Source organism: Mesorhizobium sp. 113-1-2, from assembly GCF_016756475.1.
In the GTDB taxonomy this organism is placed as follows: Bacteria; Pseudomonadota; Alphaproteobacteria; order Rhizobiales; family Rhizobiaceae; genus Mesorhizobium; species Mesorhizobium loti_C.
Genome location: NZ_AP023242.1, coordinates 3,225,937 through 3,250,753 on the forward strand (window position 1 = coordinate 3,225,937; position 24,817 = coordinate 3,250,753).

General features: G+C 63.8%; 28 protein-coding genes and 2 pseudogenes. 16 read left to right on the plus strand and 14 right to left on the minus strand.

What is annotated here, in order from left to right:
- Positions 1–783, plus strand: coding sequence for an IclR family transcriptional regulator (locus JN279_RS15545; RefSeq protein ID WP_202353240.1), 783 nt, complete (start codon positions 1–3; stop codon positions 781–783).
- Positions 780–1,226 (plus strand): SRPBCC family protein, encoded by a 447-nt coding sequence (locus JN279_RS15550; RefSeq protein ID WP_202353241.1) that lies wholly within the window; start codon positions 780–782, stop codon positions 1,224–1,226. The genes JN279_RS15545 and JN279_RS15550 overlap by 4 nt, the downstream gene beginning before the upstream one ends.
- Before the next feature lie 32 nt (positions 1,227–1,258).
- On the opposite strand, the gene JN279_RS15555 is transcribed toward JN279_RS15550, so the two are convergent.
- The gene (locus JN279_RS15555) at positions 1,259–2,092 is read right to left on the minus strand and encodes a helix-turn-helix transcriptional regulator (protein WP_202353242.1); all 834 of its coding nucleotides are present in this window, start codon (positions 2,090–2,092) and stop codon (positions 1,259–1,261) included.
- A gap of 76 nt (positions 2,093–2,168) precedes the next feature.
- On the opposite strand from JN279_RS15555, the gene JN279_RS15560 reads away from it, so the two are divergent.
- Entirely contained in the window at positions 2,169–3,053 is an 885-nt protein-coding gene (locus JN279_RS15560) for an SDR family oxidoreductase (RefSeq protein WP_202353243.1), read from the plus strand.
- Positions 3,054–3,401: 348 nt separating this feature from the next.
- On the opposite strand, the gene JN279_RS15565 is transcribed toward JN279_RS15560, so the two are convergent.
- Positions 3,402–4,100 (minus strand): RibD family protein, encoded by a 699-nt coding sequence (locus JN279_RS15565; protein WP_202353244.1) that lies wholly within the window; start codon positions 4,098–4,100, stop codon positions 3,402–3,404.
- A gap of 345 nt (positions 4,101–4,445) precedes the next feature.
- Between JN279_RS15565 and JN279_RS15570 the strand changes: the two genes are divergently transcribed.
- The 5 genes and pseudogenes from JN279_RS15570 (at position 4,446) to JN279_RS15585 (ending at position 9,743) form a co-directional block, all read left to right on the plus strand.
- Positions 4,446–5,393, plus strand: coding sequence for a substrate-binding domain-containing protein (locus JN279_RS15570; RefSeq protein ID WP_202353245.1), 948 nt, complete (start codon positions 4,446–4,448; stop codon positions 5,391–5,393).
- Between the two features lie 333 nt (positions 5,394–5,726).
- Positions 5,727–6,155, plus strand: a pseudogene (locus tag JN279_RS38930) (ATP-binding cassette domain-containing protein); the annotation flags it as partial.
- Positions 6,129–7,241: a sugar ABC transporter ATP-binding protein gene (locus JN279_RS15575; RefSeq protein WP_446720422.1), complete on the plus strand. Its 1,113-nt coding sequence runs from the start codon at positions 6,129–6,131 to the stop codon at positions 7,239–7,241. The pseudogene JN279_RS38930 and the gene JN279_RS15575, both read left to right, overlap by 27 nt.
- The gene (locus tag JN279_RS15580; RefSeq protein ID WP_096448443.1) at positions 7,238–8,254 is read left to right on the plus strand and encodes an ABC transporter permease; all 1,017 of its coding nucleotides are present in this window, start codon (positions 7,238–7,240) and stop codon (positions 8,252–8,254) included. The genes JN279_RS15575 and JN279_RS15580 overlap by 4 nt, the downstream gene beginning before the upstream one ends.
- Positions 8,255–8,450: 196 nt before the next feature.
- On the plus strand, positions 8,451–9,743 hold the full coding sequence (locus JN279_RS15585) for a hypothetical protein (RefSeq protein ID WP_202353247.1): 1,293 nt from the start codon (positions 8,451–8,453) through the stop codon (positions 9,741–9,743).
- Positions 9,744–9,863: 120 nt separating this feature from the next.
- Here the strand turns inward: JN279_RS15585 and JN279_RS15590 are convergent, their stop codons facing one another.
- From JN279_RS15590 to JN279_RS15605, 4 genes are all read right to left on the minus strand, one after another.
- Entirely contained in the window at positions 9,864–10,439 is a 576-nt protein-coding gene (locus JN279_RS15590; RefSeq protein WP_202353248.1) for a hypothetical protein, read from the minus strand.
- Positions 10,436–11,032: a hypothetical protein gene (locus JN279_RS15595; RefSeq protein ID WP_202353249.1), complete on the minus strand. Its 597-nt coding sequence runs from the start codon at positions 11,030–11,032 to the stop codon at positions 10,436–10,438. Before JN279_RS15595 ends, JN279_RS15590 begins: the two co-directional genes overlap by 4 nt.
- On the minus strand, positions 11,029–11,625 hold the full coding sequence (locus JN279_RS15600; RefSeq protein WP_202353250.1) for a hypothetical protein: 597 nt from the start codon (positions 11,623–11,625) through the stop codon (positions 11,029–11,031). The genes JN279_RS15595 and JN279_RS15600 overlap by 4 nt, the downstream gene beginning before the upstream one ends.
- Positions 11,626–11,744: 119 nt before the next feature.
- The gene (locus JN279_RS15605; RefSeq protein WP_202353251.1) at positions 11,745–12,107 is read right to left on the minus strand and encodes a hypothetical protein; all 363 of its coding nucleotides are present in this window, start codon (positions 12,105–12,107) and stop codon (positions 11,745–11,747) included.
- A 173-nt stretch (positions 12,108–12,280) separates the two neighbouring features.
- Between JN279_RS15605 and JN279_RS15610 the strand changes: the two genes are divergently transcribed.
- Complete coding sequence (locus JN279_RS15610; RefSeq protein ID WP_202353252.1) at positions 12,281–12,580, plus strand: hypothetical protein; 300 nt, start codon at positions 12,281–12,283, stop codon at positions 12,578–12,580.
- A gap of 255 nt (positions 12,581–12,835) precedes the next feature.
- Here JN279_RS15610 and JN279_RS15615 read toward each other — a convergent pair whose 3' ends face one another.
- Positions 12,836–13,540, minus strand: coding sequence for an XRE family transcriptional regulator (locus tag JN279_RS15615; protein ID WP_202353253.1), 705 nt, complete (start codon positions 13,538–13,540; stop codon positions 12,836–12,838).
- Positions 13,541–13,614: 74 nt separating this feature from the next.
- Between JN279_RS15615 and JN279_RS15620 the strand changes: the two genes are divergently transcribed.
- Both JN279_RS15620 and JN279_RS15625 read left to right on the plus strand, forming a co-directional pair.
- On the plus strand, positions 13,615–13,995 hold the full coding sequence (locus JN279_RS15620; protein ID WP_244734606.1) for a hypothetical protein: 381 nt from the start codon (positions 13,615–13,617) through the stop codon (positions 13,993–13,995).
- Positions 13,996–14,123: 128 nt separating this feature from the next.
- Positions 14,124–14,789 (plus strand): GcrA cell cycle regulator, encoded by a 666-nt coding sequence (locus JN279_RS15625; RefSeq protein ID WP_202353255.1) that lies wholly within the window; start codon positions 14,124–14,126, stop codon positions 14,787–14,789.
- 2 nt (positions 14,790–14,791) lie between these two features.
- Here the strand turns inward: JN279_RS15625 and JN279_RS15630 are convergent, their stop codons facing one another.
- Together JN279_RS15630 and JN279_RS15635 are read right to left on the minus strand one after the other, a co-directional pair.
- On the minus strand, positions 14,792–15,094 hold the full coding sequence (locus JN279_RS15630) for a DUF982 domain-containing protein (protein WP_446720423.1): 303 nt from the start codon (positions 15,092–15,094) through the stop codon (positions 14,792–14,794).
- A 99-nt stretch (positions 15,095–15,193) separates the two neighbouring features.
- Positions 15,194–15,475, minus strand: a complete 282-nt coding sequence (locus tag JN279_RS15635) for a DUF982 domain-containing protein (protein ID WP_202353256.1) — start codon at positions 15,473–15,475, stop codon at positions 15,194–15,196.
- A gap of 86 nt (positions 15,476–15,561) precedes the next feature.
- On the opposite strand from JN279_RS15635, the gene JN279_RS15640 reads away from it, so the two are divergent.
- The 3 genes from JN279_RS15640 to JN279_RS15650 are packed head-to-tail and all read left to right on the plus strand — an operon-like array spanning position 15,562 to position 17,134.
- Positions 15,562–16,254: a YdaU family protein gene (locus tag JN279_RS15640; RefSeq protein WP_202353257.1), complete on the plus strand. Its 693-nt coding sequence runs from the start codon at positions 15,562–15,564 to the stop codon at positions 16,252–16,254.
- A complete protein-coding gene (locus JN279_RS15645; protein WP_202353258.1) occupies positions 16,175–16,480 on the plus strand; it encodes a hypothetical protein in 306 nt (101 codons plus the stop codon). Before JN279_RS15640 ends, JN279_RS15645 begins: the two co-directional genes overlap by 80 nt.
- A 60-nt stretch (positions 16,481–16,540) precedes the next feature.
- Positions 16,541–17,134: a DUF6456 domain-containing protein gene (locus tag JN279_RS15650; protein WP_202353259.1), complete on the plus strand. Its 594-nt coding sequence runs from the start codon at positions 16,541–16,543 to the stop codon at positions 17,132–17,134.
- Positions 17,135–17,191: 57 nt separating this feature from the next.
- On the opposite strand, the gene JN279_RS15655 is transcribed toward JN279_RS15650, so the two are convergent.
- On the minus strand, positions 17,192–17,497 hold the full coding sequence (locus JN279_RS15655; RefSeq protein WP_096448412.1) for a hypothetical protein: 306 nt from the start codon (positions 17,495–17,497) through the stop codon (positions 17,192–17,194).
- A gap of 97 nt (positions 17,498–17,594) precedes the next feature.
- Between JN279_RS15655 and JN279_RS38935 the strand changes: the two are divergent.
- Together JN279_RS38935 and JN279_RS15660 are read left to right on the plus strand one after the other, a co-directional pair.
- Positions 17,595–17,707, plus strand: a pseudogene (locus JN279_RS38935) (DUF6456 domain-containing protein); the annotation flags it as partial.
- 117 nt (positions 17,708–17,824) lie between these two features.
- The gene (locus JN279_RS15660) at positions 17,825–20,143 is read left to right on the plus strand and encodes a hypothetical protein (protein ID WP_202353260.1); all 2,319 of its coding nucleotides are present in this window, start codon (positions 17,825–17,827) and stop codon (positions 20,141–20,143) included.
- A 28-nt stretch (positions 20,144–20,171) separates the two neighbouring features.
- On the opposite strand, the gene JN279_RS15665 is transcribed toward JN279_RS15660, so the two are convergent.
- Genes JN279_RS15665 through JN279_RS15680 form a run of 4 tightly spaced genes read right to left on the minus strand, consistent with a single transcriptional unit; the run spans position 20,172 to position 24,588 of the window.
- Positions 20,172–20,960 (minus strand): GIY-YIG nuclease family protein, encoded by a 789-nt coding sequence (locus JN279_RS15665; RefSeq protein ID WP_202353261.1) that lies wholly within the window; start codon positions 20,958–20,960, stop codon positions 20,172–20,174.
- Complete coding sequence (locus tag JN279_RS15670) at positions 20,957–22,138, minus strand: DNA cytosine methyltransferase (protein WP_202353262.1); 1,182 nt, start codon at positions 22,136–22,138, stop codon at positions 20,957–20,959. Before JN279_RS15670 ends, JN279_RS15665 begins: the two co-directional genes overlap by 4 nt.
- Before the next feature lies 1 nt (position 22,139).
- Complete coding sequence (locus JN279_RS15675) at positions 22,140–22,553, minus strand: very short patch repair endonuclease (protein WP_202353263.1); 414 nt, start codon at positions 22,551–22,553, stop codon at positions 22,140–22,142.
- Between the two features lie 58 nt (positions 22,554–22,611).
- On the minus strand, positions 22,612–24,588 hold the full coding sequence (locus tag JN279_RS15680; protein WP_202353264.1) for an acyltransferase family protein: 1,977 nt from the start codon (positions 24,586–24,588) through the stop codon (positions 22,612–22,614).
- Positions 24,589–24,817 lie beyond the last annotated feature (229 nt).

The following is a 24,817-nucleotide window of genomic DNA, read 5'->3' on the forward strand; positions in this document are numbered from 1 at the left end:
ATGGCTGGCAAAATTGCTGACGCCCCGGACTATTCGGTTCCGGCCCTGGAAAAGGCGTTTGACATCATCGAACTGCTGGCGGAGCAGAAGGACGGGCTGAACCAGGGCCAGATTTCCGAGGCGGTCGGCCGCTCGATCCACCAGATCTACCGCGTGCTGCAGGCGCTGGAGCGGCGCGGCTACATCTTCCGCGACCGCCCGGCCGGGCTCTATTTCCTGTCGCCGCGCCTGTTCGAGCTGGCGCACCGGCACGAGCCGCTGCGCTGCCTCGTCCAGGCGGCGCTGCCATCGATGCGGCGGCTGTCGGACGCGATCCAGCAATCCTGCAATCTCGGTGTCCACAATGCCGGAAGGGTGCTGATCGTGGCGCAGGTCGAAAGTCCGGCGGCGTTCGGCTTCCGGGTGCGCGTCGGCGCCGAGTTTCCGCTGTTTGCCACCGCGACCGGCCGCACGCTGATGGCGTTCCAGCCGCAGGACAGAGTCAGCCAATGGCTGCAAGCCTCTGCCGTCCCTGACGAAAAGGCCGGTATGCGCGATGCGCTTGCCCGCATCCGCGCCGCCGGCCATGAGGAGGTCGCGGACGGGCTGCAGCCCGGTGTCATCGATCTTGCCTTTCCCGTCATCGGGCCGTTCGGCCAGTCCATCGCAGCACTCACCGTGCCCTATGTGGCGACCAGCTACAGCATGCTTGACCTTGCCACCGTGCGCCGCCATGCCGCGCAGGCGGCGCAGGAGATCGCCCTGGTGCTGGCGCCCGAGTCCTCAGGCCAAAGCGCGTCGTGACCGATCCCTCCGAACCGATCGTCAAGACTGTCGCCATTGCCGCCGCGCCGGCCAAAGTCTGGCGCGTGCTGACGACGCCCGCGATGGTCCCGCAATGGATGTCCGACGAGGACCTGAGCGTCAGCCTGGAAGGGCATGCCGGCGGTACGATCGTGATACGCGGGATGCTGCATGGCATGGCGTTCGAGAACCACGGTACTGTCACGGCCCTCGAGCCGGAGAAGAGCTTCGCCTACAGCTACTGGAGCACGCTGTCGGCCTCGCGCCTGGCGGACGTGCCTGAAAACCACACGCTGGTCAGCTTCGCCCTGGCGCCGGCTGACGGCGGCACGCTGTTGACGCTGACGCTCAGCGACTTCGCCGAACCGGCGATCCGGCCGCATGCCAATCTCTATTGGGGGCCGACCTTGCAGATTCTTAAAGCGGTGTGCGAGCGAAGTTGAGGTGCTGTCGTAGCAGATGACCGCCCAGCCTTTCACCCCTTGGGACACCGGGCCATCGCCCGGATACGGTCGGCGACATCGCTGTCGATCGGGTTGTAGACGGTCAGGTTCAAATCCGGCCTGCCGTCGACCGCGAAGGACGAATATTCCAGCTCGATGTCCCCCAGTTCCGGGTGCTTCAGACGCTTTGTTCCGTCGCCATGGGCGAGCACGTCGTTCTCCTGCCACAGCGTGGCGAATTCGGCGCTGCCGCCGCACAGCTCGTCCACCAGCTGGGTGACCTCGGAGACCGCGCCGGCGCGCGCCGCATCGGCCCGGAACGCGCCGACCACGAAACGGGCGAGGTTTTGCCAATCGTGCTGCTTGGCGCGGATGTGGGGCGTGAGGAACATGAAGCGCAAGATGTTGCGCCGGCCGGCGGGGATGGCGCTGTAATCGGTCAGCACGATCTCGGCGGCGCGGTTCCAGGCAACGACGTCCCAGGTCGCGGTCTTGACCAGGGCAGGGCTGGCCTCGAGCGTGTCGATGAGCCGCTGCAGGCGGGGGCTGACGCCCTCGTCGCCCCTGTAGCGCACCTCGGGCGGACGCCCGAGCCCCAGCATGAACAGATGCTCGCGCTCGGCCTCGGTCAAAAGCAGCCCCTTGGCGATGCGGTTCAGCACATCGGCCGAGGGTGCGCCGCCACGGCCCTGTTCCAGCCATGTGTACCAGGTCGGGCTGATGTTGGCGCGCTGGGCGACCTCTTCGCGGCGCAGCCCCGGCGTGCGCCGGCGGCCGGAAAAGCCGAAAGACGCTGGGTCGAGCCGGGTGCGCCGGTCTTTCAGGAAGGCTGCGAGCGAACCGGGGGTGGGCATCCTGTTAGCCATTATACCATGATAAGATCACTACTTTAATGGAATAATAGACCGTCGATAGTACGCAGGCAACCGCAGGAGATTTTGCATGCGTATCTTTCTCACCGGCGCCACCGGCTTCATCGGCTCGGCGCTTGTGCCCGAACTCATCCAAGCCGGCCATCAGGTGGTCGGCGTCACCCGCTCCGACGCCGGCGCCGAGGGGCTGGCCGCCGCGGGCGCCGAAGTGCATCGCGGAACTCTCGAGGATCCGACGAGCCTGCGCAGCGGCGCGGCGGAGGCGGACGCGGTGATCCACACCGCCTTCGACCATGATTTTTCGCGCTTTGCCGAAAACTGCGAAAAGGACAGCCAAGTGATCGCAGCGCTCGGCCAGGCACTCGCCGGCTCCGACCGGCCGCTGGTGATCACTTCGGGCGTCGGCATGGGCAGCCCCGGACATGGCCAGCTGGCGGTCGAGGACGTCTTCAACGCCAGCCACCCCAATCCGCGCATCGCCTCGGAACTCGCCGGCAATGCCTTGCTGGAGGCCGGCATCAATGTGGCGGTGGTGCGCCTGCCGCAGGTGCACAATCCGGTCAAGCAGGGGCTTATCACGCCGCTCATCGAGATCGCGCGCCAGAAGGGCGTCTCGGCCTATGTCAGCGAAGGCCGCAATCGCTTTTCGGCGGGTCATCTCCTGGACGCGGCACGCCTCTACCGGCTTGCCGTGGAAAAGCGCCAGCCGGGCGCGCGCTACCACGCGGTCGGCGAAGAAGGCGTCGAGGTGCGCGCCATCGCCGAAGCGCTTGGCCGGGGCCTGAAATTGCCGGTCGTTTCGATCGCGCCGGAAAAGGCAGCGGAGCATTTCGGCTGGATGGGAATGTTTGCTCCCATGGACCTGCCGGCCTCCAGCGCGCTCACCCAGGCACGGCTCGGCTGGCACCCGATCGGCCCGACGCTTATCGCCGATCTGGATGCCATGCGGTATTGAGGGGCTGCGGCACAACGTTCGAGGTTGGCCGAAGCCTCCCCAACTTCGTCATCCCTGGGCGGAGCAGGAGCGAAGCTCCGTCGCGGAGACCCTGGGATCCATTCCGTGACCTTGGTCGAAGGGTGCAGCGGAGCAGAATTCTGCACCGTTTGCGGCGCTCAGGAGTCCCGGCATGGATCCCTTGGGCTGCGGCGCGGCTCCCGGGGTCTGCGCCGCGTCGCTACGCTCCTTGCTCCGCCCGTGGATGACGAAGTGATGGAGGCGTGCAATCGGTCAACGCAAGCACAGCCGACCGTCAGACTTCTGCACCAGGCAACTGGACGGAAAACCGCTTCCTGCTTTTCGGCCTCAGCCAGGGCTGACGGCGTAGCGCAAGTGGATCAGCCCATGCGCCAGGGTTTCGCAGCTTGTCAGCGACAACTGCATCTTGCCGGCGAGGCCGCTTTGGCCGAACTCGACAAAACCCTGATTTGCCGCCCGCGCATCGAGCGCGGGCGCGACGAGCAGGCTGAGCTCGTCGACAAGCCCGGCCGCGAAGAAGGAGCCGTTGATGCCGGCGCCGCCTTCGAGCAGCAGCCGTCGGATGCCAAGTTCACGCCCGAGCACGTCGAGCATGGCGGCGAGGTCGATCTCAGCCGTTTCCGAGACGATGTAGGACACGCCGTCGGCGGTGAGTTCCGCCAGATGGCTGTCGGAGACATCGTTCCCGAGCAGCACCACGACATGGTCGCCTCCGACATCCGGCTTGGCGAAATGGAGCTTGCCCGAGGCATCGAGCGCCACGGCAAAGCTGCCCGCATCGCGTTGCGCGAAATGATGCGGCCGCTCGACCTTGCCGATCTGTGCCGGCGGGTGCACGCCGGCCTTGCTCATCTCGGCCATAGTGACACGGCCGACGATCCAGGCGTCACCTTCGAGATCGCCGTGGATCTTCTCATAGAGGCCCGACCACTCCGGTACGCCGCCATCGGGGCTCGCCGTGTAGCGGCTCGGATGAAGACTGCCATCGAGCGAGGCGAGCATATGGCAGACGATGTGCGGCTTCATGCAATTCTCCGGGATGGCTGGTCTTACGGAATGGGCTCGGCGCGGTTCAAACTAGGGCCGTGGCGCGAGAATGGAAGCCGGGCAGCCCAGCTCCATCAAAATTCCGACAATTCCGATAATTGGCCGCCCGGCACTGTTATATCGATGTTGCACAAATGGTTGACCCTGGGTTAGCATCCATTTGCTGATGCCGATGGGAGGCAGTTTTTGCAACGGCAATCAGCTGGAGCGGCATGCGCGATCCCGCGCAAGGAGGATGCTCCAACACTTTGAACCGACGCATGATCCCTTCCCAAGACCGATCCCGGTCTTGGGGATTGTGCGTTCTTGTGGAGGAGATCAACCATGAACAGACGTGAATTCCTGATGACGTCCGTGGCCGCGGGCGCCATGGTGCTGGCCGCACCTTCGGCGTTTGCCGAGGACAAACTCACCATACTGGGCTCGGTGCCCAATCTCGGCTTTCCGTTCTTCGTGCACATGCTGAACGAGATCAAGGCGGAAGCGCAGGCGCAGGGCGTCAATTTGACCGAAAGCGACGGCCAGAACTCGGCCACCAAGCAGACCGCCGATATCGAGGCGGCACTTGTGCAGAAGGTCAACGCCATCGTCATTTCGCCGCTCGACGTCAATGCGCTGGCGCCGGCCATCGAGGAAGCGGTCAAGGCCGGCGTTCCCGTGGTGACGATCGACCGCCGTGTCGACGGTGTCCAAGGCGTCCTGGCGCATGTCGGCGCCGACAATGTCAAGGGCGGCGAGGCGGAGGCCAGTGCCATGGTGGCGGCGTTCCCCAACGGCGCCAAGCTGTTCCATCTGCAGGGCCAGCCGGGTGCCGGTCCGGCCATCGACCGCAACAAGGGCGTGCACAATGTGCTCGATCCCTTGAAGGACAAGTACCAGATCATCTTCGAGCAGACCGCCAACTTCGCCCGCGCCGAAGCGCTGTCGGTGACGGAAGCCGGCCTCGCCGCCAACGGCAAGCCGGACGCCATCATCTGCGCCAATGACGACATGGCGCTCGGCGCGCTCGAGGCGTGCGCGGCGCGCAACTTCACCGACGTCAAGATCTACGGTTTCGACGCGCTGCCCGAGGCACTGGTCGCGGTGCGTGACGGCAAGCTCGCCGGCACGGTCGAACAGTTCCCCGGCCAGCAGTCGCGCACCGCCGTGCAGATCGCGGTCGCCTACGCCAAGAACAAGACCGAGCCGAAGGAGAAGCTGGTGCTGCTGACGCCGATCGTCATCGGCAAGGACAATCTTGATAAGGCTGAGAGGCTGAGCGAGACGAAGTAGGGGACCGGTGGGGATCGGTCGATTGGCAAGGCAGGCGGGGCATCGCCCCCCTCTGCCCTGCCGGGCATCTCCCCCTCAAGGGGGGAGATCGGCTGGTTTTTCTGCTTTCGCCAATTCGTCAACGTTCGAGGAAAAGCGCCACCGGTGACACGGCCAATCTCCCCCCTTGAGGGGGAGATGTCCGGCAGGACAGAGGGGGGTGTTCGCGCGCTGACGGAGCCAGCATGATCCACAATCCGGGAGCAACCCTTGCCAGCTGAAGCCGCATCCGCCCTGCTCGCCGTCGAAGGCGTCACCAAGCATTTTTCCGGCGTCACCGCGCTAAGTGATGTCTCTCTCGACATCCGCCCTGGCGAAATCCTCGGCCTGCTTGGCGAAAACGGCGCCGGCAAATCGACGCTCTTGAAAATCCTGTCGGGCGTCATGCCGCCGTCCAGCGGACGCATCATTTTCGACGGCGCCGACTATGCGCCGTCCAGCCCGCAGGATGCCAAGCGGCTCGGCATCGTCACCATCTACCAGGAACTGAGCCTGATCCCGACGCTGACGGTGGCCGAGAATATTTTCATCGGCCGCGCGCCGGTCGGGCCGCTCGGGCTGGTGAGCTGGAAGCGCATGGAGCGGGATTCGCGCGACATCATCGCCCGCGTCGGCCTCTCCATCGACCCGATGACGCCGGTCTCGGCGCTGTCGGTGGCCGAGCAGCAACTGGTCGAGATCGCCCGGGCGCTCTCGCTGAAGAGCCGGCTGATCATCATGGACGAGCCGACTTCGGCGCTGACCGAGACGGAGGTGCAGCGGCTGTTGTCGATCATGGACCGGCTGCGCCAGGACAAGGTCGCCATCATGTTCGTCACCCACCGGCTGGAGGAGGCGTCGGCCATCTGCGACCGCATGACGGTGCTGCGCGACGGCCGGCTGGCCGGGCATCTCGACCGCGATCGCGGACGGCCGATCCAGTTGCCGCGCATCATCGAAAAAATGGTCGGCCGCGCGGCTTCCGAACTTTACGCGCGGCCGGCGCAGCGCGCGGTCGCCGGCGATATCGTGCTGTCGGTGCGCAGCTTGCGCACCGTGCGCGATCCCGAGGCGCCGCATGCCATCGTGCTCGACGGCGTCGACATCGACCTCAAGGCTGGCGAAATCCTCGGCGTTGCCGGGCTTGTCGGCTCAGGCCGCACGGAGCTGGCGCGCGCCATTTTCGGCGCCGACCGGATCGCGGCGGGCACCATCACGCTGGACGGCAAGCAGATTGCGCCGGCCTCGCCGGCCGACGCCATCGCGCTCGGCATCGGTCTGGTGCCGGAGGACCGCAAACATCAGGCGATCTTCGCAGCACTCGGCATCCTGCCGAATTTCTCCGTCGCTTCGCTCGGCACATTCAGCAATGGTTTCGGTTTCATGGCTGAGCGGCGCGAGCGGGACGCGCTGTCGGGTTTCAGGAAGATGCTGTCGATCCGCATGGCCTCAGCGGAGCAGGCGATCGAGGGCCTGTCGGGCGGCAACCAGCAGAAGGTGATCCTGGCGCGCTGGCTGGCGCGCGATCCGAAGGTGCTGATCGTCGACGAGCCGACGCGCGGCGTCGATGTCGGCGCCAAGGCGGAGGTGCACCAGATCCTGGTGCAGCTGGCGGCGCGCGGCATCGCGGTGATGATGATCTCATCCGAACTGCCCGAAGTGCTGGCGGTGTCGGACCGCATCGTCACCATGCGCCGGGGCCGTATTACCGGCGAGATGCCGGGCGTCGAGGCAAACGAGGAAAAACTGATGGAATTGATGGCGCTCGACAAGCAAGATGTGCAGGGGCAGGACGCGCAGAGCCCGGACGCGGAGAGGCAGGCACAATGAGCGTGGCGGGGGAACAGAGCGAGCGCGGCGGCATCAATTTCGCGCGGCTGCTGATGAGTTTCGGGCCGCTGCTGTTCCTGGCGGCGCTGGTCGTCGTCTTCACCGTGCTGAAGCCGAGCTTCATCGACCCGATCAACCTGTTCAACATCACAAGGCAGATCTCGATCACCGGGCTGATCGCGCTCGGCATGACCTTCGTCATCCTCACCGCCGGCATCGACCTGTCGGTCGGCTCGCTGCTCGCCTTCTGCGGCATGGTCGCCGCCGTCGTCGCCAAGGGCGGTGCGGCCAACACGCTGTCGCTGTCGACCTCGGGCACGCAGGGCTATGGCTGGTTTGCGGCGCTGCTCGCCGCCGTCATTGTCGGTGCCGCCGCCGGCGGCGTGCAGGGGCTTGCCATCACCAGGCTGAAAGTGCCGCCCTTCGTCGTCACGCTGGGCGGGCTGACGGTGTTTCGCGGGCTGACGCTGACCATCTCCAATGGCGGCCCGATTTCCGGCTTCGACGCCTCGATGCGCTGGTTCGGCACGGGGTTGATCGGCCCGGTGCCGGTGCCGGCGATCATCTTCGCCATTGCCGCGATCCTGTGCCACATCGTGCTGCGTTACACACGCTATGGCCGCGCCGTCTATGCCGTCGGCGGCAATGCGGAGGCCGCGCGGCTGTCAGGCCTGCGCGTCGACCGCATCCTAGTCTCGGTCTATGTCATCGTCGGCTTCTTCGCCGGGCTCGCCGCTTTCGTGCTGTCGGCGCGGCTGAACTCTTCCGAAGCGGTCGCCGGCATCGGCTACGAGCTGACGGTGATTTCCGCCGTCGTCATCGGCGGCACCTCACTGTTCGGCGGCATCGGCTCGGTCGGCGGCACGGTGGTCGGCGCGGCCCTGATCGGCGTGCTGCAGAACGGGCTGCAGTTCAACAATGTGTCGTCCTACACGCAAAGCATCGTCATCGGGCTGATCCTGATCCTGGCGGTGGCGTTCGATCGGTGGCTGAAGTCGCGGGTGAGGCGGTGAGCGCTTCTTCCTTCTCCCACAGGGGGAGAAGGGAAGACCGCGCATGACCCGCGCAACGTCTCCTCAATCACCCGCGCCTAACCCAGCACCAGCTGCCCGTCATGATCAAACCGCTACCCCCCATTTCCCGGCCCGGTTGCAAAACGATCGGGCCTTGGTAGAAAGGCGCGGGGCGGGTGGCATCGTGAGAGACCTCATGTTTGCCGACATCATCAGGCCGATCAGCTTGAGTTTTTCGCTGTTGCGGCGGTTCTGGCCGCAGCTTGTGGTTCTGATGCTGGCCGGGGTGCTGGCCGGCGATCTCCTGCTGCAGCTAGCGGCCAAGGTGGCGCTCGCCAACCATTTCGCCGGGCTCGCCATGCTGACGCTGGTGGCGCTGGCGCAGCTGGTGGTGACGGTGGCGATGTTCCATGTGCTGCGCCCCGGCCTGCCGCATCTCGCGGCCGCGCAGCGCGGCGCGGACAAGGCCGCCGACGAGCCGGCGGCCGACCGGCGTGGCTCGCGGCTGGTGCGCATGATCACCATCGCGCTGTTGCCGTTCTTCGCCTACTACGCCGCCTGGGGCTTCCTCGGCGATATCGTGCGGCAATATTCGCGCGAAACGCTCGACCAGGCCGGTTTCGGCCAGAGCGCTAATGTGCTCGACGTGCTGGATTCACGCTGGCTGCTGGTCTCGGTGGCGGTGTCCTGGCTGATCCGGCGGCTGGCCAAACTCATGCAGACCAAAACGAAGACCGCCTCGTTCTGGCAGATCGTTGTGGTGATCTGCGAGACCAACTGGATCTTCGTCGGTCTCTATGTGATCAGCCGCTGGAAGGACAGCGTGCTGCAATGGCTGATGAGCCGCAATTTCTGGTCCGTGATGCAAGCGGCGGCCGACGGGTTGGCGAGCCCGGTGCCGGTGGCTGCGGCCGCACCCATGGTACCGGTCGAACTCACCTCGGTCGCGCCCTCGACAGTCGCCATCAACCTGTTCTTCTACATGCTGCTGCCGCTGATCTGGCTGGTGATGGCGGCGCTGATCTACGGCTATGACGTTCGCGACGATGCCGCGCTGATGCGCGTCCACAACCGCGTCGAGCGGGTCGGCAAGCGCTATGCCGGCCTGCCGAAATTCCTGCGCGATTTCGTCGAGCATTTCATCGCCGGCTACCGCTCGCGCTATCTGCCGATCGCCAATGGCGTGCGGCTGACGGTGAGTTCCAGCCTGCTGCTTCTGTGCACGCTGATCATCGGCTACCGCGTCATCGACTGGGGCGCCGCCTGGCTGTGGCTCGGTGCGACACGGCTGATCGGCCCGCACGAACTCGATGTCTGGCAGATCTTCTCGCACGGCGTGACGCTGCTGTTCGGCAGCCCGTTCCAGGATTCCTCCACCGGCATTCTGATCGAGCCGATCAGGATATGTTTTCTGGCCGCCGTGCTGGAGACGGCGTTTTCGCTCAGTTCCCTTCGCCCCGTTTACGGGGGTGAGGCGCGGTCCGCGTAGCGGACGGAAAGCCAATTGCTTGGCTTTTCGAGCGGCGAACGCCCGGAGCGGCAGCGAAGGGCAGGTGCGGCGGATGAGAGGCAACGCTGACATGGCAAAACCTGGGTCCCGAGAGGACGCTCACTTCGGCGGCCTTTGGAACCGCAGATACCACGGCCGCTCGCTGCCCAGCCCAACAGCGGGCCGGATGGTCTTGATGGCGTCCTCCGGCACGATGAAAGTGTCGCCGATGGTGAGGACGTCGCCCTTCCCAGCGCCGGAGAAGATCGCCGAGCTGCAGTTCATCACGCCCTGCGGCAGGCTGACGCCGGCGATGACGTCCGGCAGCCAGCGGCGCCCGGCGGCGTCGGTCAGCATCAGCTTGCAGCCCAGCCACTGCCTTTGCAGGTCGGGGTCGCCAATGGTGACGGTGAAGGTGGCGATGATGGCGAAGGCGTGGTCGGGCAGGCGGCCGGCCTTGCCGCCGCGCAGATCGGCCAGTTTCCAGTCGCTGCCGCCAAACGACACGGACTGGCCAAAATCGACATCCCGAGCGATGAGATCCTCACCACGCAGCCATTCGCGCGTGCTGTCGTAGCTGGTCTCGGCCAGCGTTAGCGGCAGCAGGATGGCGAGCGCCACAAGGCTGCGCCGCCGCCATTTTTTCTCGGCCTGCGGGTCGGCCGTCGGCTCCAGGTCTGTTGAAACGGCGGTCATGTCTTGCCCTGGAGTGGAGGGGCGTCGAGATCATATTCCGGCAGCACATCCACCGGCTGACCGTCTGTTCCGGTCGGCACCCCGTCGACGCTGATGCGTGCTTGCGCGTCTAGCGGGCCGAACTGGCGCGCTGATATCAGCAGCCTGGCGCCGTCTATCTGGTCCGGCGGCACTTCGAACACGAACAGGCCGCGCTTCTCCAGGCCGGGATCGACGCCATGCGGCGGCATGTCCTGGCGGTAGCCCAGCCGCTCCGTCTGGTGATAGCGCAGTCCGGTCGGGCCCTGCCAGGTGCCGTCGGCGATCGTGGTGGAGGCGGCGGTGGCGGTGAGATTTGTCGTCACCACCGCCCACAGGCCGCTGGTGGTCAGCAGTTTTTCCTGGCCGAACTGGTTGGTCTTGAGCTGGCGGGCGAAGATCACCTTGTCGAGCCGGACATCGAAGCTGCGCGCATGCACCGTGTCGTGCATGGTGCCGTCGACCGGGATCGGCGCGGTGAGGTCGGCATAATGCGGCTTCGTCACCTGCATGCCGTAGCTCAGCGCCACGGTGGCGGCGAGGACGACGAGATTGCCGAGGACGCGGATTCTCATGAGCCGTTTCCCGGCGCGTTCGGCGCCGGCACGTCGGCGATCGGCAAGGTGATGGAGCCGAGCCGGTAGGGATTGAACCAGCCGGGCATGCCGTAGAGGTTGTCGCGCGGCTTGAAGATCTCGGCGGTGACGCCGAAGCTCAGGCTGGCCGGGACAGTGGCGTCATCGGCCAGCGGCCAGACATAGGCCATGCGCTCGGTCATCCCCGGATGCAGTTCCGGCGTCAGTGTCGCATCGCGCGTCAGCGCGATCATCGGCATGGGATCGGGCAGGGCGAGCCCGTCCGGCTTGAAGACATTGAAATAGGCCTTGTCGGATTGCGCGGTGCGGTTGGTGAGGTCGGCCTCAAGCACCAGCGCCTTCTGGCCGGGCTTCATCAGCACGCCGTAAACCCTGGCATGGCTGACATAGGCGCGCACCGGCTGGACGCGCCAGCGCCCGGCATCGATGGCGGCGTCAGGCGGCAGTTGCGGTGGAGCATGCGCGGGCAGGGCACCGAAGGCGCCCATCAGGCCGGCGACGAACAGCGCCGCGATGGTGCCTGCGCCGGCCGTTATCCACGTCTGAATTTTTGAGCGGGCAGTCCTGAACATTCCAAATCATGCACGTCGAACGAACAGCCACCCCTCGGCAATCTAGAAAGAAAAAACTCACATTGGAACCCAGAAATGGCTGGGGAAGCCGTAAATGGCTGGTCCAGCCGTGCCAAACTTCAAGCTGCTTCGAGCGCCCACAGGCGATGGCCGTAGCGGCGGAAGAAGCGCGCAATGAGACGCTGCTGCCTGGCCCTGACGAGGTCGGGCAGCCGCCGCTCCTGGCGCCAGCGCGGCATGTTGCGCCAGCAGGCGATGAAGCGGGCGGTGTCCTCGATGGCCTCGTCCGCCGACAGCGCCGGGCCGATCGCGGCCAGGAACAGCGGTTCGGATTGTTTCAATTCGTCGATGACGGCCTTGCGCCGGAAATGATCCTGGCGGGCCTGCGCGATGCCGTTGCGGCGGATCGCCTCGAAGGCTTCGAGCAGAGCTGGGCTGTCGCCGGTGTAACCGCAGGCGCGGGCGAAATCGGCGGCATCCATTGTAGCTCCCGGGTCTGATGCGGCAGGCGACTCACATTTGCGAGTTTATAAAAGCATAACTCAAAAATCGATAAAAGAGAAACTTGTGGGAAAGTGTTAAAACTGCGACTCGACTCCTGGGTTAAAACACAGGAATATACGAACAAATCAGGAACAAACGAGGTAGAGAGGCAATGGCATTGCCGGGCAGAAGACCAGTCATCGCGCATGTCGTCTCGCTATCGGTCGAGTGCGCCGATTGCGGCCGCAACAGATGGTGGAAACCGGATGAACTCCGGCGTTTCGGCGTTACGGGCAGCACGCCGCTGGCGGAGCTTTCGGGCCGCATCGTCTGCTCGGCCTGCCGCGCCGACGGGCTGCCGGGCACGGCGGTTTCGATCCAGGCCGCCTTCATCGACGAGCGCCAGCGCGTGCGCAGCGAAGCGCAGATGCTGAGCGAGCGCGAGGTGCTGGTGGAGGCGAGGCGGGCTTGAGGGGGTGCTGACTTGCCTTCTCCCCTTGCGGGGTGAGCAGCCGGTTCGCGAAGCGAATTCATCGTGCCAGTGGCACGATGAAAGGCCGGCGAACGCCGGGACGCTGCGAAGCAGCGGGGACCCGGCAGGTGGATTGTGCGCCACCCGGCCCTTCGCAGGCTCAGGGCGTTCGAAGCTCGAAAAGCCAAGCAATTGGCTTTTCGTTCGCTGCGCGAACCGCTTCTCACCCCGCAAGGGGAGAAGGAAAAAGGGGCGCTAATACCCCAGCAATTCCTTCAGCGGGATCACCCGCCAGACATGCTTGATGGCATAGCGGTTGAAGGTCAGCGTCTTGGGCGGATTGTATTGCTCGACCACCAGCTCGCCCGCTGTGCGCTTGACCAGCTTCTTGATGAAGGCCTTGCCGTTCTTCTCGTTTTCTTCCGGAAACGTCTCGATCACCACATGGTCGCCAGGCACGGCGTCGCGGCCGCCGCAATAGATGAGGTCGCCGGGTTCGTAGCGCGGCACCATGGAGTCGGAGAGCACATGCAGCGCGAAGACTTTCGGCAGGTTGCGCACGCCCGGCGGGCGCTGGACGTAGCCGGCAGGCTCGCCGTTGAAGGTGAAGTCGCCGTCGTCGCCGCCGACCGCCGCACCCAGCACCTCGATATCCATTGAGCCGGCGGGCATCGGGCCGGCATCGGTGACGATCTCGGCATCCGCCACGGGCCCGGCATCGTCGAGGAAGGCGACCTGCCCTTGGCCGAGCGCCACCGGGTCGACGCGCAGGAACGCGGCGGTCTTCAACAGGTTCTCGGTCTTGGGCAGGTTGCGGCCGGTTTCCCAATTGCCGACGGCGGCGACATCGGTGTCGTTATGCTCGGCAATGTGGCGCATGACCAGGCCGCGCTGCTTGCGCGCCTGGCGTATCGCCGCCCCGACCTTGATCGACAGTTCCGTTTTTGCCATGGCGCCCATGTGAGCGATGAAAGCGGCTCTCGTCTATGAAAGAATGGCTTGCATCCATTTTTGAGTTATGCTTATATCTGGTCATGCAGAACCTGTCCAGCTTTCATGGCGCGGTAGCGCCAGCCTCGCGTGAGGCGAACAAGGCGACCGAAGTCGCCAGCCATTCCCTTCCGTCCCGGCCGTCCTCCCCGGCCGGGGCGAAGCCCGAGCGCTTTGATGCCTCGGGTCCGGTCTGCCCGTCCCTGGCGGCCGGAACGGCCGGAGCCGCCGCTCCCCTCGGCTCCGGCCCCCCATTCGACCGGCATGCTGCCGGTCTCTATGCGCGCTCCTGCATCCGCACGCAGGACGGCACCGTCATCCTGTTCGATCTGATGACGGGCAGGGCAGTTTCCGCGCCCGACAGGAAGACGGCGGAGGCCCGGCTGGCGCGCCTGAGCGCCGGGCACTCAATCCGCTCCGGCTGATCCATCCCGCGAGCCGGCTTTCGCACCGAACCTCTGACCGTGGCCCGGACCGGGCCTGCACCCTGACGCCTGGCCGACGGCGCGCTCTCGAGCGCGGCCGAAGGCGGACCACTGGATGGAGCCTGGACATGGCAAGCTACAGCGACGCCGAACTGCAAGAGATCGCCCGCTGGCTGAAGGAGGGGCTTTCGGCCTCGAGGATCGCGGCGGCGTTCAGTGCGCTGCGCGGCAGCCCGGTGTCGCGCAACGCCATCATCGGCATCGTCCACCGCAACGCCATGCTGGGCGCGATCGGCTTTGCCAATGGCCGGGGGATGCCGCCGGTCGTGCGGCAAGCTGCCGTCGAACGGACAATGCGCGAGCCCGGGGCCGCGAAGCAGGCAAAGGGCAAGGCAACTGCCGAAAAGCGCGCCGGCGTCGATGCCGCCAAGGGCGCGCGCAAGAACAAGGCGCGGACCAGACGCGATTCCTCGCCGGCCTGGCTGCCGCCGCGCCTGTTCGTGCGCGAGGTGGGCGTGCTGATCGCCGATGGCGAGGCCTACCGTCTCAAGGTGCCGGCGCCGCCGCGCGGACCCATCGGCCGCCAGCCGCATGGCGTGGCGATGCGCTTCATCGACTGCCTGTTTGCCCGCTGCCGCGCGCCGCTCGACCTGACGCTGGAAGAGGATCCGGAGAACGACGCGCCGGGCGGCCGGCCCGGCGCCGACATGCTGTGCTGCGGCATGCGGACCAAAGGGCTGAAGAGCTACTGCGGCTACCACCAGGCGCGGTTTCAACGCCGGGTTTGCCAGTGAGCCTATTTCGGTATCTGCCGGCCCTGCTTGGGCATGCGGCTTTGCACGGTGCGTGCCTCCAGCCGCATGGCCGGGCCGGCTTCGGCAACCAGGATGCCGGCGACGCGGGCAAAGCCGGTGAACACTTTCATAGCGTCGGATTCGGAAATCTGTGCCGCAATCGCGGCACTGCAGGCGTTGAGCGCGCTGCGGTAGACATGGCCGCGCCGATCGATCGGCCAGCGTTGCAGGAAATCGGCGGCATCGCTGACGCTGTCGATCTCCTCGACATGTCCGTCCAGGCTTACTTTGAGCGGCGTTTTCATCGTACCCACGGCGTTCACCCTCGATCTCGGCGCGGCATTCAAGCCGACGCTCATAAACGCGCGAGGCCGCCAGGCGGTTGCATCGCCTTCGCGCAGGCTTCACGGGTTGGCGGCGGCGTCGAGCCAATCATGCGCCCGGCTTCTCGGCTTGACCATCAATATTCCCTGTTGCCGGGCGGCCTTGCTGAAGGCCTCGAAGGCGGTGCGCGGGCAGCAACTGCCTTCGACCGCCAGCCTGACCAGCCGCACGGCTTCGACATAGGCGGGTGCGGTCTTGTCGGGCCAATGGTGCCGCAACGCCGTCTCGGCGTCGGCGACCGAGCCGACCAGCATGGTCTTGTTATCGCAAAAGCGCAGCGTAATCGGCATGAAAGCCGTCATCGAAACACCTCCCTCTGGCATGGTCGCGTCATAACGTGCGGGCTGGCGGCTGGTTCCATTAGCGTGCGTGCAAGCATGGGGCAGGCATGAGCGAGCGGCCCTTCATGCAGCTCTACGTCTCCGATTTCGTCGGCGACACGTTGCAGCTCTCCACCGAGCAGATCGGCGCCTACATGCTCATCCTGATGGCGATGTGGAACGCCGGCGGCCGGCTGCCCGACGACGACGCCAAGCTGGCGCGGGTGGCGCGGCTGTCGCTCAAGAGATGGCGCGCCATCAGTGGCGATCTGTTGACCTTCTTCGAGCGCGAGTCAGGCGAGATCGGCCACAAGAGGCTGACCAGGGAGCTGCATAAGGCGCAGGTCAAAAGCGAGGCGAGGGCCGCCGCCGGGGCACGTGGTGGTGCTGCCACCGCCTTGAAAACAAAGGCGCATCCTCCAGCAAATGCCGGCGCTTTGCCGCAGCATTCTCCAGACTCCAGAAACCAGAGTGAAAAAGCTTCCGCTTTTTCCGCTGAAAATGCGCAGCATTTTTCGGCTCATGGAGAACAAGAGGTGTCCTCCCCTGAAAATGCCCAGCATTTTTCTTCTACGGGCAAGACCAGAACAGCTCCCGTTTTCTCGGGGAAGAAGACCGGCTGGCAGCGGCCGAAAACCCATACCGACGCCGCAAACGCCATCATCGAGGAGATCCGCAGCCATGACCGCAGCCGAACTGCAGCAGGCGACGAAGGCGCTGGCGGCGATGTTCTCATGCTTCCCGCAATCCGCCCTGACTGATGTCGAGATGCAGATGCGCGGCTATCTCAGTGCCGTGCGCGACGCCGAGCTTGCCGACCTGCAAGCCGCCATCCAGCGCTTCGTGCGCGGCGAGGTGAAGAGCGGCAACGCCCAGTTCTGCCCGTCGAGCGCGCAGCTCTGCATCGAGGTGCGGGAGCGGCGGACGATGCGCGAGCTGATGGCGCGGCGGGGAGCGCAAGTACCGGCGAAGCAGGTGGCGGGATGATTCATCTCCGACAGCCTCTCCAACCAAAAACACCACACCCCAAGCCCAAGGAGCCACCCCATGCCCAAAAAAGCCAAAGCCGCCAAACCGCAGGCGCCGAAACTGCCGAAGGGCGAGGCCGAGCAGGTGCGCATCCGCCGCGAGATCGGCCATGATTTCGCACTCAGCGACGACGCCTTCGGCCGCAAGCGGCTCAACGCCGGCACGGCTGAAGCGCGACGCGTGTATGAAGTGTCGAATGACGGCTACACCTCCACCGGCGGCATCGTGCGGGTGCGCAACGTTGATCCGCTCATCGGCATCACCTCGCTGTCGCGCCAGCAGCGCGAGGCCGGCCAGCGCTACCGCGACGATTTCCAGTGCAGCCAGCAGGCGGGCGTCAAACCGATGCGCTGGAGCGAGCGCGTCGACGGCGGCCGCCAGGGCGGCGGCATCGCCGACAGCGTGCTCGACGCCGGCCGGGCGCATGCCGCCGCCACGAGGGCACTATGCCATTGGGAGGTCGCGGCGGTGGTGCGACAGGTCTGCTGCGCCGGTGGCTCGATCAAGAGCCTGGCGGAACAGACGGGTGAGGGAAGGGACGTGGTGACGAAGCTGCTGAAGGTCGGGCTCGACCTGCTGGCGGTGCACTACGGGATGATGATGGCGCGGTGAGGCGGCGCACCAATCCGACCGGCGGATGCCGGCCGGATCCGTGTCGCCGGGATCAGTTTATCCGCACACGCGGACTTCCTCGACGATCCTGTGATGATGGCGCCAGTGGTTGATCACTTCGATGTGGCAGCGGTGGTGGTGCCGGTGGAAATAACGCGGCCGGTAGCCGTCATCGTAGGGGTCGTAGGGGCTGTAGACGTAGCGGCCGCCATAGTTCCCATATCCATCATAATAATCGTTGCCATAATAGTCGTTGTAGCCGCCGCCGATGCCGATAAAGACGTGACTGCGGGCGGCGGCAGGCGCGATCATCGCCGCCGCCGAAGCAATGGCGATAACCGAGGCAAGCAGGAGCTTCTTCATGGCTACCTCCTTCTCAAGGTTGATCTAATATAACCCGCGAGGGGCGGTCCCGTTCCATGGATTCGCGAGATGTGGGTGCGAAAGGCCGCGACGAAAGTCGATCGATGGCCTGGCCGAGCAAACCGGCGAGAGCCGGACGTGGTGACGAAACTGCTGATGTTCGGGCTGGATTTGGTGGCGGTGCATTATGGGATGATGATGGGGCGGTGAAGGGGCTGAGATCGGTTCGGTCTGGAGTATGACAAATAACGTTCGATAATTAAAATTGTTGTGACCTATTTGATTGTGTGATCTTAATTCGTCACACACAACAGATTGAGTCGCATTATGACCGTTGCCGTTTCATCCTCGCCCTCCGTGGAATCCTTCGACCGCCAGGTCGAGGATTACATTGACCACCTTCATGGGCTTCGTATCGTGTTCAATGAACATGCGGCCAGCCTCGGGCTTCCTGTACGGCTAGATATTGATGCCGTAGTCGGGGCCGTTCGAAATGGCTTAATCCTTGATCGAGTTGGTTCATTTTTTAGTCGACCCGACGACAGCGGTGTTCTTCACGACGCTCAACTTATGACGGCCTTGGACTGCATCAACCAGATGATGGGCAATCCCGGGCAGAACGGCGTGGTCCTCGGGGCGATGCAATCCGGCAAAACCACTACGTCGCTTGCACTACAACTGGCGGGGCCGATCATTTACGCACTCACCGGGCGCGCAATCTATCCGATCTATCTGACCACTAGCCACACAAGTCAGGAGGATCAGACCAACATCGAGCTGACAAGCTTCTTGAACTACTACGGTATGATCAAGGTCGTACCGGTAGAGGGCACGAACGTTCCGTCCGACTTGGACGCTGGATTCCTACGCTCGCCAACTATCGCTTACTACCGCACGCACGTACTTCGCGGTGCTCTGGGCGACGTACATCTTGGTCCCCGCCCAGAGGACTTCGTTCAACGGCGCGTACACGGCCAACAGGTTCAACAGATCGCAGACCTTTGCCGCCGTGCGAACGATCAGGGGTTCGAGCCATTGCTCATGATTGATGAACCCCAGTTCGGCGCGAGTGATCGTATTGTGGTCGATGCAAATGGTGTCGCCGGTCGCCGGCCTTGTGTTCTAGTGCAGGTATTCGAATCGATTGAAGCTGTGATGACAGACGGAGTTCAGCATAGTTTCGTCGGCCTGTCGGCAACGCCTTATGAACTGCACGAACTGGAATCGGTCTGGTTGGTCCGTCAGTATCTCTCTCCTACATATCGTGGGTTCAACTACTTTGGAGGACACGTGATTAGCGACGGAGTCGATATCCAGCCTCCGACAACATTTGGCCTTACAGGTCTCGCGCGCGAACTCGATATCCCTGATCTCGCCCTGGTGTCACTGCAGGCGTATTCGGCAGCACCGCCAGCGTTCGCTAGCTTTGCTCGTCGCGTCAATTTTGGAGGCAACCAGACAGCCTACCAAGAACTAGTTCAGCGGACCATGCGTGCGGCAATCCTCGCGATGATAGAGCATGCTGAAGAGCCGATTGGGATTTGCATTCGGCCATTCAACAACAACACGCGGGCCCGCGATTTGATACGAAGCCTCGACCTAGAATCGGCCGGGATCGAAGTTATCAATTATTTTGGGTCGGAATACGCTGGCGTCAGTGTCAAGCGCGCGCTTAGTCAACGACGTCATCTCGACCGACCATTCGTTATTATCGTGACCAATCGCGCCAGGATGGGTGATGCGTTCCCTTCACGTGTGACTTGGTTCGTCGACTTTGCGCGTCAGGCCGCTGATTTGAATTCGCTCCTACAGGGACTTTTAGGCCGCGCCTGTGGGTACAACAAGAATTCCACGGTTGTTTTGTCGGATCAAAATGAGTCCCTGGTTGCTGACTACAGACGGAGACGTGGCGGATACTTCTATCCGACGAGTCGGCACAGCGTGATTGCGGGTGTTCATCGGCGTGGTGCGCCGACCAATGTTATTCGCCTACGCGCGGACTTGAACGATCCAGTGGTCCGGGAGTTCTTTGCGCGGTTGCAAGAAGAGGTTGTAGACGGCCTTATCCTGCAAGATCGAGCGACGCTTTCGACGCGCCGCAATCGCGATGGTAGCGCTCGGACCGCTCCAATTCTCAATATCGCCGCCCAGTTGGGCCTGTTCGAGCATCTTGAGAAGCCCGAAATCGCTCGCGAACTATTTCCCACTTTTCCAGACAATTTTCGCATCGCTCGAGCGGACGACGGGGTCCCTCATGCCCGTGATCCTCGGCGCGAACTCCACTATGATCTGGATGAGAACGGGGATTGCAGATTCACATTCCGCTGGACGAGCGGTGGAGGGTCGCATACGGGCGTCACGAGCCGTGGCTACGGTGCAAGAGACGCTACTGACCGGGCACGCGCGGCCGACAATCTCGAACCGCAAATTCATATGGAGAAATATGATTCCGAAACCGGAGTGACTTTCTTCGACAAAGCGGAGACAGTTAAGCAACCCGGAAACTGGCGCCCTTATATGATTACGTTGCCGTTGGTTACACCAGTTCGCGAACTTCAAGAGGGCTTGGCAACATACCCCAACGAGCAAAGCGCGTATGCGCCCTTGATGAATGATGACGAACGGGCTGATGCGGGTTTTGCCTAATCATCTCGTGGTTGCGTAGGCGATGGGCCTATATTGGTTGCGGAGCGCCGGTCTCAGGCCCAGAAACAGCGATAACGTCCGCTTGCGGATAATCGCGGTCTTCTTTGTAAAGAATGATATACCCGGGCAATGCCGTCGCCTGCCATCCTTGAGGCAAAGCCGCAACAATAAATTGGATTGCAGCGCGTGGGGTTAGAGGGCCACTCAATGCCGTCAGAGTTGTTCCCTCGAAATCGGCATGCGGCTTCCTACTGCGCCCGCCTCTTCCCTGATACCGGAAAGTGTAGGGCAAGGCTTCTTTGAGCCGAACGAGAGCGCTTGCAGCCGTCTCGTTAGCGTCGATGGCAAACGCCATTTTCCTATCGATGTCGATCGGGAACATCGCGTCGAAGTTTTCAGGGTCAACTTTCGTGGTGTCTCGTTCCCGACCGGGATCGTTGGAGCCAAATCCACTCCCGTTCCAATCGATGGCCTTCACGCCGCCGTAGTGACGGATAAGGTCAGATTCCAAGTTTACGGCGGTGAACACGTAAATTCGAACCGCCTTGAAGCTGACACGTGCGGGGTCAAGCCCGACTCTATGCATTATCTTGCGGGCGTGGCGAACCAGACGCTTGTTAAGTCCTGCCTCAGCGTCGGTCTTCCCAACATAAACGACGCGATCGTCCAGCAGTAGTTGATACACACCCTGTTGTTCGGGCACCTCTAGCAAACTCACGTTGTTAAGCGGAGCGGTGCCAAGTTCATCGAGCACCTCTATCAGTCGAGCCAACAAAGCGCCGGGAAGGTCGAACTCGAATTCGACATAAGCCTTCATTTCAGAAAGTCCGACCCGCCAAAGGTGAGGTGACGCTTCACGCTGCGCGCGACGATGTTCCCCAGTTCCACCGGCACGGCGTTGCCGAGCTGGCGCATGGTTTCCGACCATGCGCCATGGAAACGGAAATTGTCTGGGAAGGTTTGGAGGCGAGCGCTTTCTCGCACGGTGAAGTATCGTATGCTCCCATCTGGCCTTAGCAGCATATTCTCCCCACCCGGGACGCCATGCACGCCAGCCTTCAAGGTCTTGGCCGGTTCATCGAGCGGGCTTCCGGTATGGCCAGGGTAGGATCGTGCTCCCGGTTGGAATCGATGGTTGTTATGGTTCGCGGCCTTGCGCAACTCATTCTCGGGATCAGGCAGATCACCAATTGCATCCCGCGTTGTCCGCCATGGCTCCGCCTTTGGTTTTGCGTCTAGTCGCGACGCGCGTTCCGAATGGCGATCGCCAATCTTACGATCAGCGTTACGCACCTTGTGTCGGTCCCAATAGTCGCCCCGGGTCTGATCCCACAGCAAAGCGTCGAGGGAATGCGTTTCCAGTGGAAAAGCCCACTTGATGTCGAGGTCGGCGCGGAAACCCACAAAAATCACGCGTTCCCGGCGCTGAGGGATACCGTAATTTGCCGCGTTCACCGAACGTGGAAGAACCCGATATTCGAGGCCCCTTGGGCCGCGACGGCCGCTATGATGCTTTTCAAGCCGGCGCAGATGGCTTTCCCAACCCTCGTCAGGCTCGGCGGCCAATTCGGGGTAGGTCATTTGCAGGACGATGTGCGAAAAGTATGTCGCGAAGGTTTCGCGGGTGAGACCCTTCACATTCTCGAAAATGAAGGCGCGAGGTTTGGTTTCTCGCACCGCCCGGACCGCTTCTGGCCACATATCACGGGAGTCCGCATGGGCACGATGCTTGCCGCCCAGCGAGAACGGCTGACAGGGCGGACCGCCGGTCACCAGATCGATCTTACCCTCGTGCTCGCGGAAATCGACACGGCGGACGTCGCCCTCGGTCGGTTCGGGCCAATCACCAACGAGGCCAAGCCCATCCGCCCGGTTTTCTCGAATGGTGTCACAGCACCACCGGTCCCACTCAATTACGGCTTGCGGCGTGAATCCGGCACGACTGACACCCATGCCAAGTCCACCAGCGCCAGCGAAGAGCTCGATCGATTTCATGCTATTCCCCCACGAATTGGCGCAGCTTGTTCTCTAATTGTTCACTCTGCCGCAATTCGCATTCCCAGACAACCAGTACGTTCCAGCCGAGTCGCTTCAAGGCTTCTTGTTTTAGGACATCGCGCTCCGCGTTCGCTGAGAGTTTCGGCCCCCAGAACTCCAGCCGCGATTTTGGAAGGCGGGCGAGTCGGCACGCCGGATCATCGTGACGATGCCAAAAGCACCCATGGATGAAAATCGCCTTTCTGCGTTTTCCAAAAACAATGTCCGGTTTCCCAGGCAGGTCGCCGCGATGGAGTCGGTAGCGATAGCCCATTCCGTGGAGCAGCCGGCGCACGACCATTTCTGGCTTCGTATCCCTGCCATGAATACGCGCCATCCGTTCGCTGCGTTCGGTGGTCGAGAGGGTATCCACTTTCCATCGTCTCTTTGATTCGTGAGATGGTGTTGCGTTTTGCCTCGGAAGGGAAGGTCTAAAACAGCGCCTTCTCCAGCGGCCCCTCCAGCGTCTCGGCAAAGGCCGTCGCCAGATGATGCCGGTCCCGAAACGCCAGCCTGCCACCGATGAAAACGTGGCACTGCGTCGGGCCGCAGAAGCGGTCGGTGAGGTCGACATAGAGCGTGTCAGGGACGCTTTTGACCACGGCGCGTTCTTCCGCCGCCGCGCTGTCATTGGCGGCCTGGGCTCTCGGTGTGTCGCAGCGCGAGGGGGTCTCGCGCCACCATAGCGCTCGCGCCACGCAGGAATCGGCGAAACTGTCGCCGATCGGGGTGTCGCGGATGACGGCGGTCTCGACGCCGGCCTGGCTGAAGGCCTGCAATGTGGAGCGCAGGCCGGCCTGCCAGCGCGCGGTCTCGGCCTTGCGGCCGGCGGCGGGCATGTCGCGCGTCAGGTTGCCGATTGAGAATTCCGAGATCACCACCAGGCGCGGCTTGCGGCGGATGATGTCGGCGATTGCCTGTTCGCGCCAGGCGTCGCATTCGGTGTAGTCGCGCTTCAGCACGGTGTTGAAGGTCGAAAGCCGCGAGGCGCGGCACGAGGATTTGAGATAGGTGACCACTTTGGTGTCGTTGCGCTTGGCCGCCTCGACCAGCGGTGTCGACCAGTGGTCGGCATGTGAATCGCCGAACAGCACGATGGTGTGGGCGGCATCCGCGGAGCCGAAGGTACAGGGTTTCGGCTTCACCGTGTGGAAATCGAGCAGGCAGTTTTTGTCCACGGCGCGCGCGATTGAGGGCTGTTCGGCGGCCTGTTCGATGCCGCGCTGGGTCGGGTCGATATTGCGGGTGGCCAGATGCGCATTGGCATAGGCCACCGCCACGCCCACGCCGGTCAGCGCAAGCGCCGGAACCAGCGCTCGAACGCCAACGGTCAGCCAGCCGCCGCGTCGCGCCGGGTTCTCGATCAAATGATAGGTGAGGAACGCCAGCGCCACCGCCAGCGCGCCGCAGCCGAGGCGCTGGAGGACGCTGAGATCCGGCGCCAGCATGCCGGCGTAGACGATAACAGGCCAGTGCCAGAGATAGAGCGAATAGGAGAGCGCGCCGACCCATTGCAAGGGCGGCAGCGAAAGCGCTGCAGCGGGCGTGAGGATCAGCCAGCCGGTCGGGCTGGCTGTCTCTTCGTCTCGCTCCTTGCCCGCGCCGCTCAGCAGCACCAGCACCGTGCCGGCAACCGGCAGCAGCGCGTACCAGCCGGGGAAGGGCAGGTCTTCGCTCAATAGGAGATAGGCCGCCGCGATCAGCGCCAGGCCGAGCCAGCCCTGTGCCGCGCGAAGCCATGCGCGGTTGCGCAACGATGTTGCCGGCGCCAGCGTCGCCAGGCCGCCGGCGGCGAACTCCCAGGCGCGCAGCGGCGAGAAGTAGAAGGCCCAGGCCGGAGAGAGGCTGGTGAGCCACAGGCAGGCGGCGAAGGAGGCGAGGCCGGCGGCGCCGATCACCAGCACCGCCATGCGCCGGCCCGGATGCAGCCAGGCGGCGAAGAGCAGCAGCGCCGGCCAGACGAGATAGAACTGCTCCTCCACCGACAGCGACCAGAAATGGATGAAGGGATTGCTGGCAGCATCCGAAGCGAAATAGTCGAACGACCAGCGCAGCAGCCACAGATTGATGGCATAGGCCGAGGCGAACATGGCGCCGCGCGAATAGAGCGCCTGCTCCTGCGGCGCCAGGATGAAAGTGCCGGCGGCGAGCGTCGCCAGGATGACGAACAGGGCCGCCGGCAGGAGGCGCCGGGCGCGCCGCGCATAGAAACGCCAGAGGTCGAGCCGGCCGGTCTCGGTGATCTCGCGCATCAAATGCGTCGTGATCAGCCAGCCGGAGATGACGAAGAAGATGTCGACGCCGGCAAAGCCGCCGGGCAGCGCGGTGAGGCCGAAATGATAGGCAACGACGCCGCCGACAGCCAGCGCGCGCAATCCCTGTATATCAGGCCGAAACGATGCCGCCACGACAGCTCCTTCGTTATGCCCAGCCCGCCGCGCATGTCGGCCTGGTCAGCCGATATCGCAATGCAGCAAGTTTTTCGCAGTGCAACATGGCCAGAAGAAGGAGGGAAAGAGGCAGGATGCCTTGACCGGCAGCTGGCACGGCCGCGAATGCGGGCCGGCGATCACGGAACCTTGTTGGGCGTTCGCTTGACAATGAAGGGCTTCCGTAGCGCCCTACGCGGGCAAATCC

What these genes read in the sequence shown, in the direction of transcription:
- JN279_RS15545 (WP_202353240.1), top strand. Translation starts at nt 1, where the DNA reads ATGGCTGGCAAAATTGCTGACGCCCCGGACTATTCGGTTCCGGCCCTG.
- JN279_RS15555 (WP_202353242.1), bottom strand. Translation starts at nt 2,092, where the DNA reads ATGGCTAACAGGATGCCCACCCCCGGTTCGCTCGCAGCCTTCCTGAAA.
- JN279_RS15560 (WP_202353243.1), top strand. Translation starts at nt 2,169, where the DNA reads ATGCGTATCTTTCTCACCGGCGCCACCGGCTTCATCGGCTCGGCGCTT.
- JN279_RS15565 (WP_202353244.1), bottom strand. Translation starts at nt 4,100, where the DNA reads ATGAAGCCGCACATCGTCTGCCATATGCTCGCCTCGCTCGATGGCAGT.
- JN279_RS15570 (WP_202353245.1), top strand. Translation starts at nt 4,446, where the DNA reads ATGAACAGACGTGAATTCCTGATGACGTCCGTGGCCGCGGGCGCCATG.
- JN279_RS15580 (WP_096448443.1), top strand. Translation starts at nt 7,238, where the DNA reads ATGAGCGTGGCGGGGGAACAGAGCGAGCGCGGCGGCATCAATTTCGCG.
- JN279_RS15585 (WP_202353247.1), top strand. Translation starts at nt 8,451, where the DNA reads ATGTTTGCCGACATCATCAGGCCGATCAGCTTGAGTTTTTCGCTGTTG.
- JN279_RS15590 (WP_202353248.1), bottom strand. Translation starts at nt 10,439, where the DNA reads ATGACCGCCGTTTCAACAGACCTGGAGCCGACGGCCGACCCGCAGGCC.
- JN279_RS15595 (WP_202353249.1), bottom strand. Translation starts at nt 11,032, where the DNA reads ATGAGAATCCGCGTCCTCGGCAATCTCGTCGTCCTCGCCGCCACCGTG.
- JN279_RS15600 (WP_202353250.1), bottom strand. Translation starts at nt 11,625, where the DNA reads ATGTTCAGGACTGCCCGCTCAAAAATTCAGACGTGGATAACGGCCGGC.
- JN279_RS15605 (WP_202353251.1), bottom strand. Translation starts at nt 12,107, where the DNA reads ATGGATGCCGCCGATTTCGCCCGCGCCTGCGGTTACACCGGCGACAGC.
- JN279_RS15610 (WP_202353252.1), top strand. Translation starts at nt 12,281, where the DNA reads ATGGCATTGCCGGGCAGAAGACCAGTCATCGCGCATGTCGTCTCGCTA.
- JN279_RS15615 (WP_202353253.1), bottom strand. Translation starts at nt 13,540, where the DNA reads ATGGGCGCCATGGCAAAAACGGAACTGTCGATCAAGGTCGGGGCGGCG.
- JN279_RS15620 (WP_244734606.1), top strand. Translation starts at nt 13,615, where the DNA reads ATGCAGAACCTGTCCAGCTTTCATGGCGCGGTAGCGCCAGCCTCGCGT.
- JN279_RS15625 (WP_202353255.1), top strand. Translation starts at nt 14,124, where the DNA reads ATGGCAAGCTACAGCGACGCCGAACTGCAAGAGATCGCCCGCTGGCTG.
- JN279_RS15630 (WP_446720423.1), bottom strand. Translation starts at nt 15,094, where the DNA reads ATGAAAACGCCGCTCAAAGTAAGCCTGGACGGACATGTCGAGGAGATC.
- JN279_RS15635 (WP_202353256.1), bottom strand. Translation starts at nt 15,475, where the DNA reads ATGACGGCTTTCATGCCGATTACGCTGCGCTTTTGCGATAACAAGACC.
- JN279_RS15640 (WP_202353257.1), top strand. Translation starts at nt 15,562, where the DNA reads ATGAGCGAGCGGCCCTTCATGCAGCTCTACGTCTCCGATTTCGTCGGC.
- JN279_RS15645 (WP_202353258.1), top strand. Translation starts at nt 16,175, where the DNA reads ATGACCGCAGCCGAACTGCAGCAGGCGACGAAGGCGCTGGCGGCGATG.
- JN279_RS15650 (WP_202353259.1), top strand. Translation starts at nt 16,541, where the DNA reads ATGCCCAAAAAAGCCAAAGCCGCCAAACCGCAGGCGCCGAAACTGCCG.
- JN279_RS15655 (WP_096448412.1), bottom strand. Translation starts at nt 17,497, where the DNA reads ATGAAGAAGCTCCTGCTTGCCTCGGTTATCGCCATTGCTTCGGCGGCG.
- JN279_RS15660 (WP_202353260.1), top strand. Translation starts at nt 17,825, where the DNA reads ATGACCGTTGCCGTTTCATCCTCGCCCTCCGTGGAATCCTTCGACCGC.
- JN279_RS15665 (WP_202353261.1), bottom strand. Translation starts at nt 20,960, where the DNA reads ATGAAGGCTTATGTCGAATTCGAGTTCGACCTTCCCGGCGCTTTGTTG.
- JN279_RS15670 (WP_202353262.1), bottom strand. Translation starts at nt 22,138, where the DNA reads ATGAAATCGATCGAGCTCTTCGCTGGCGCTGGTGGACTTGGCATGGGT.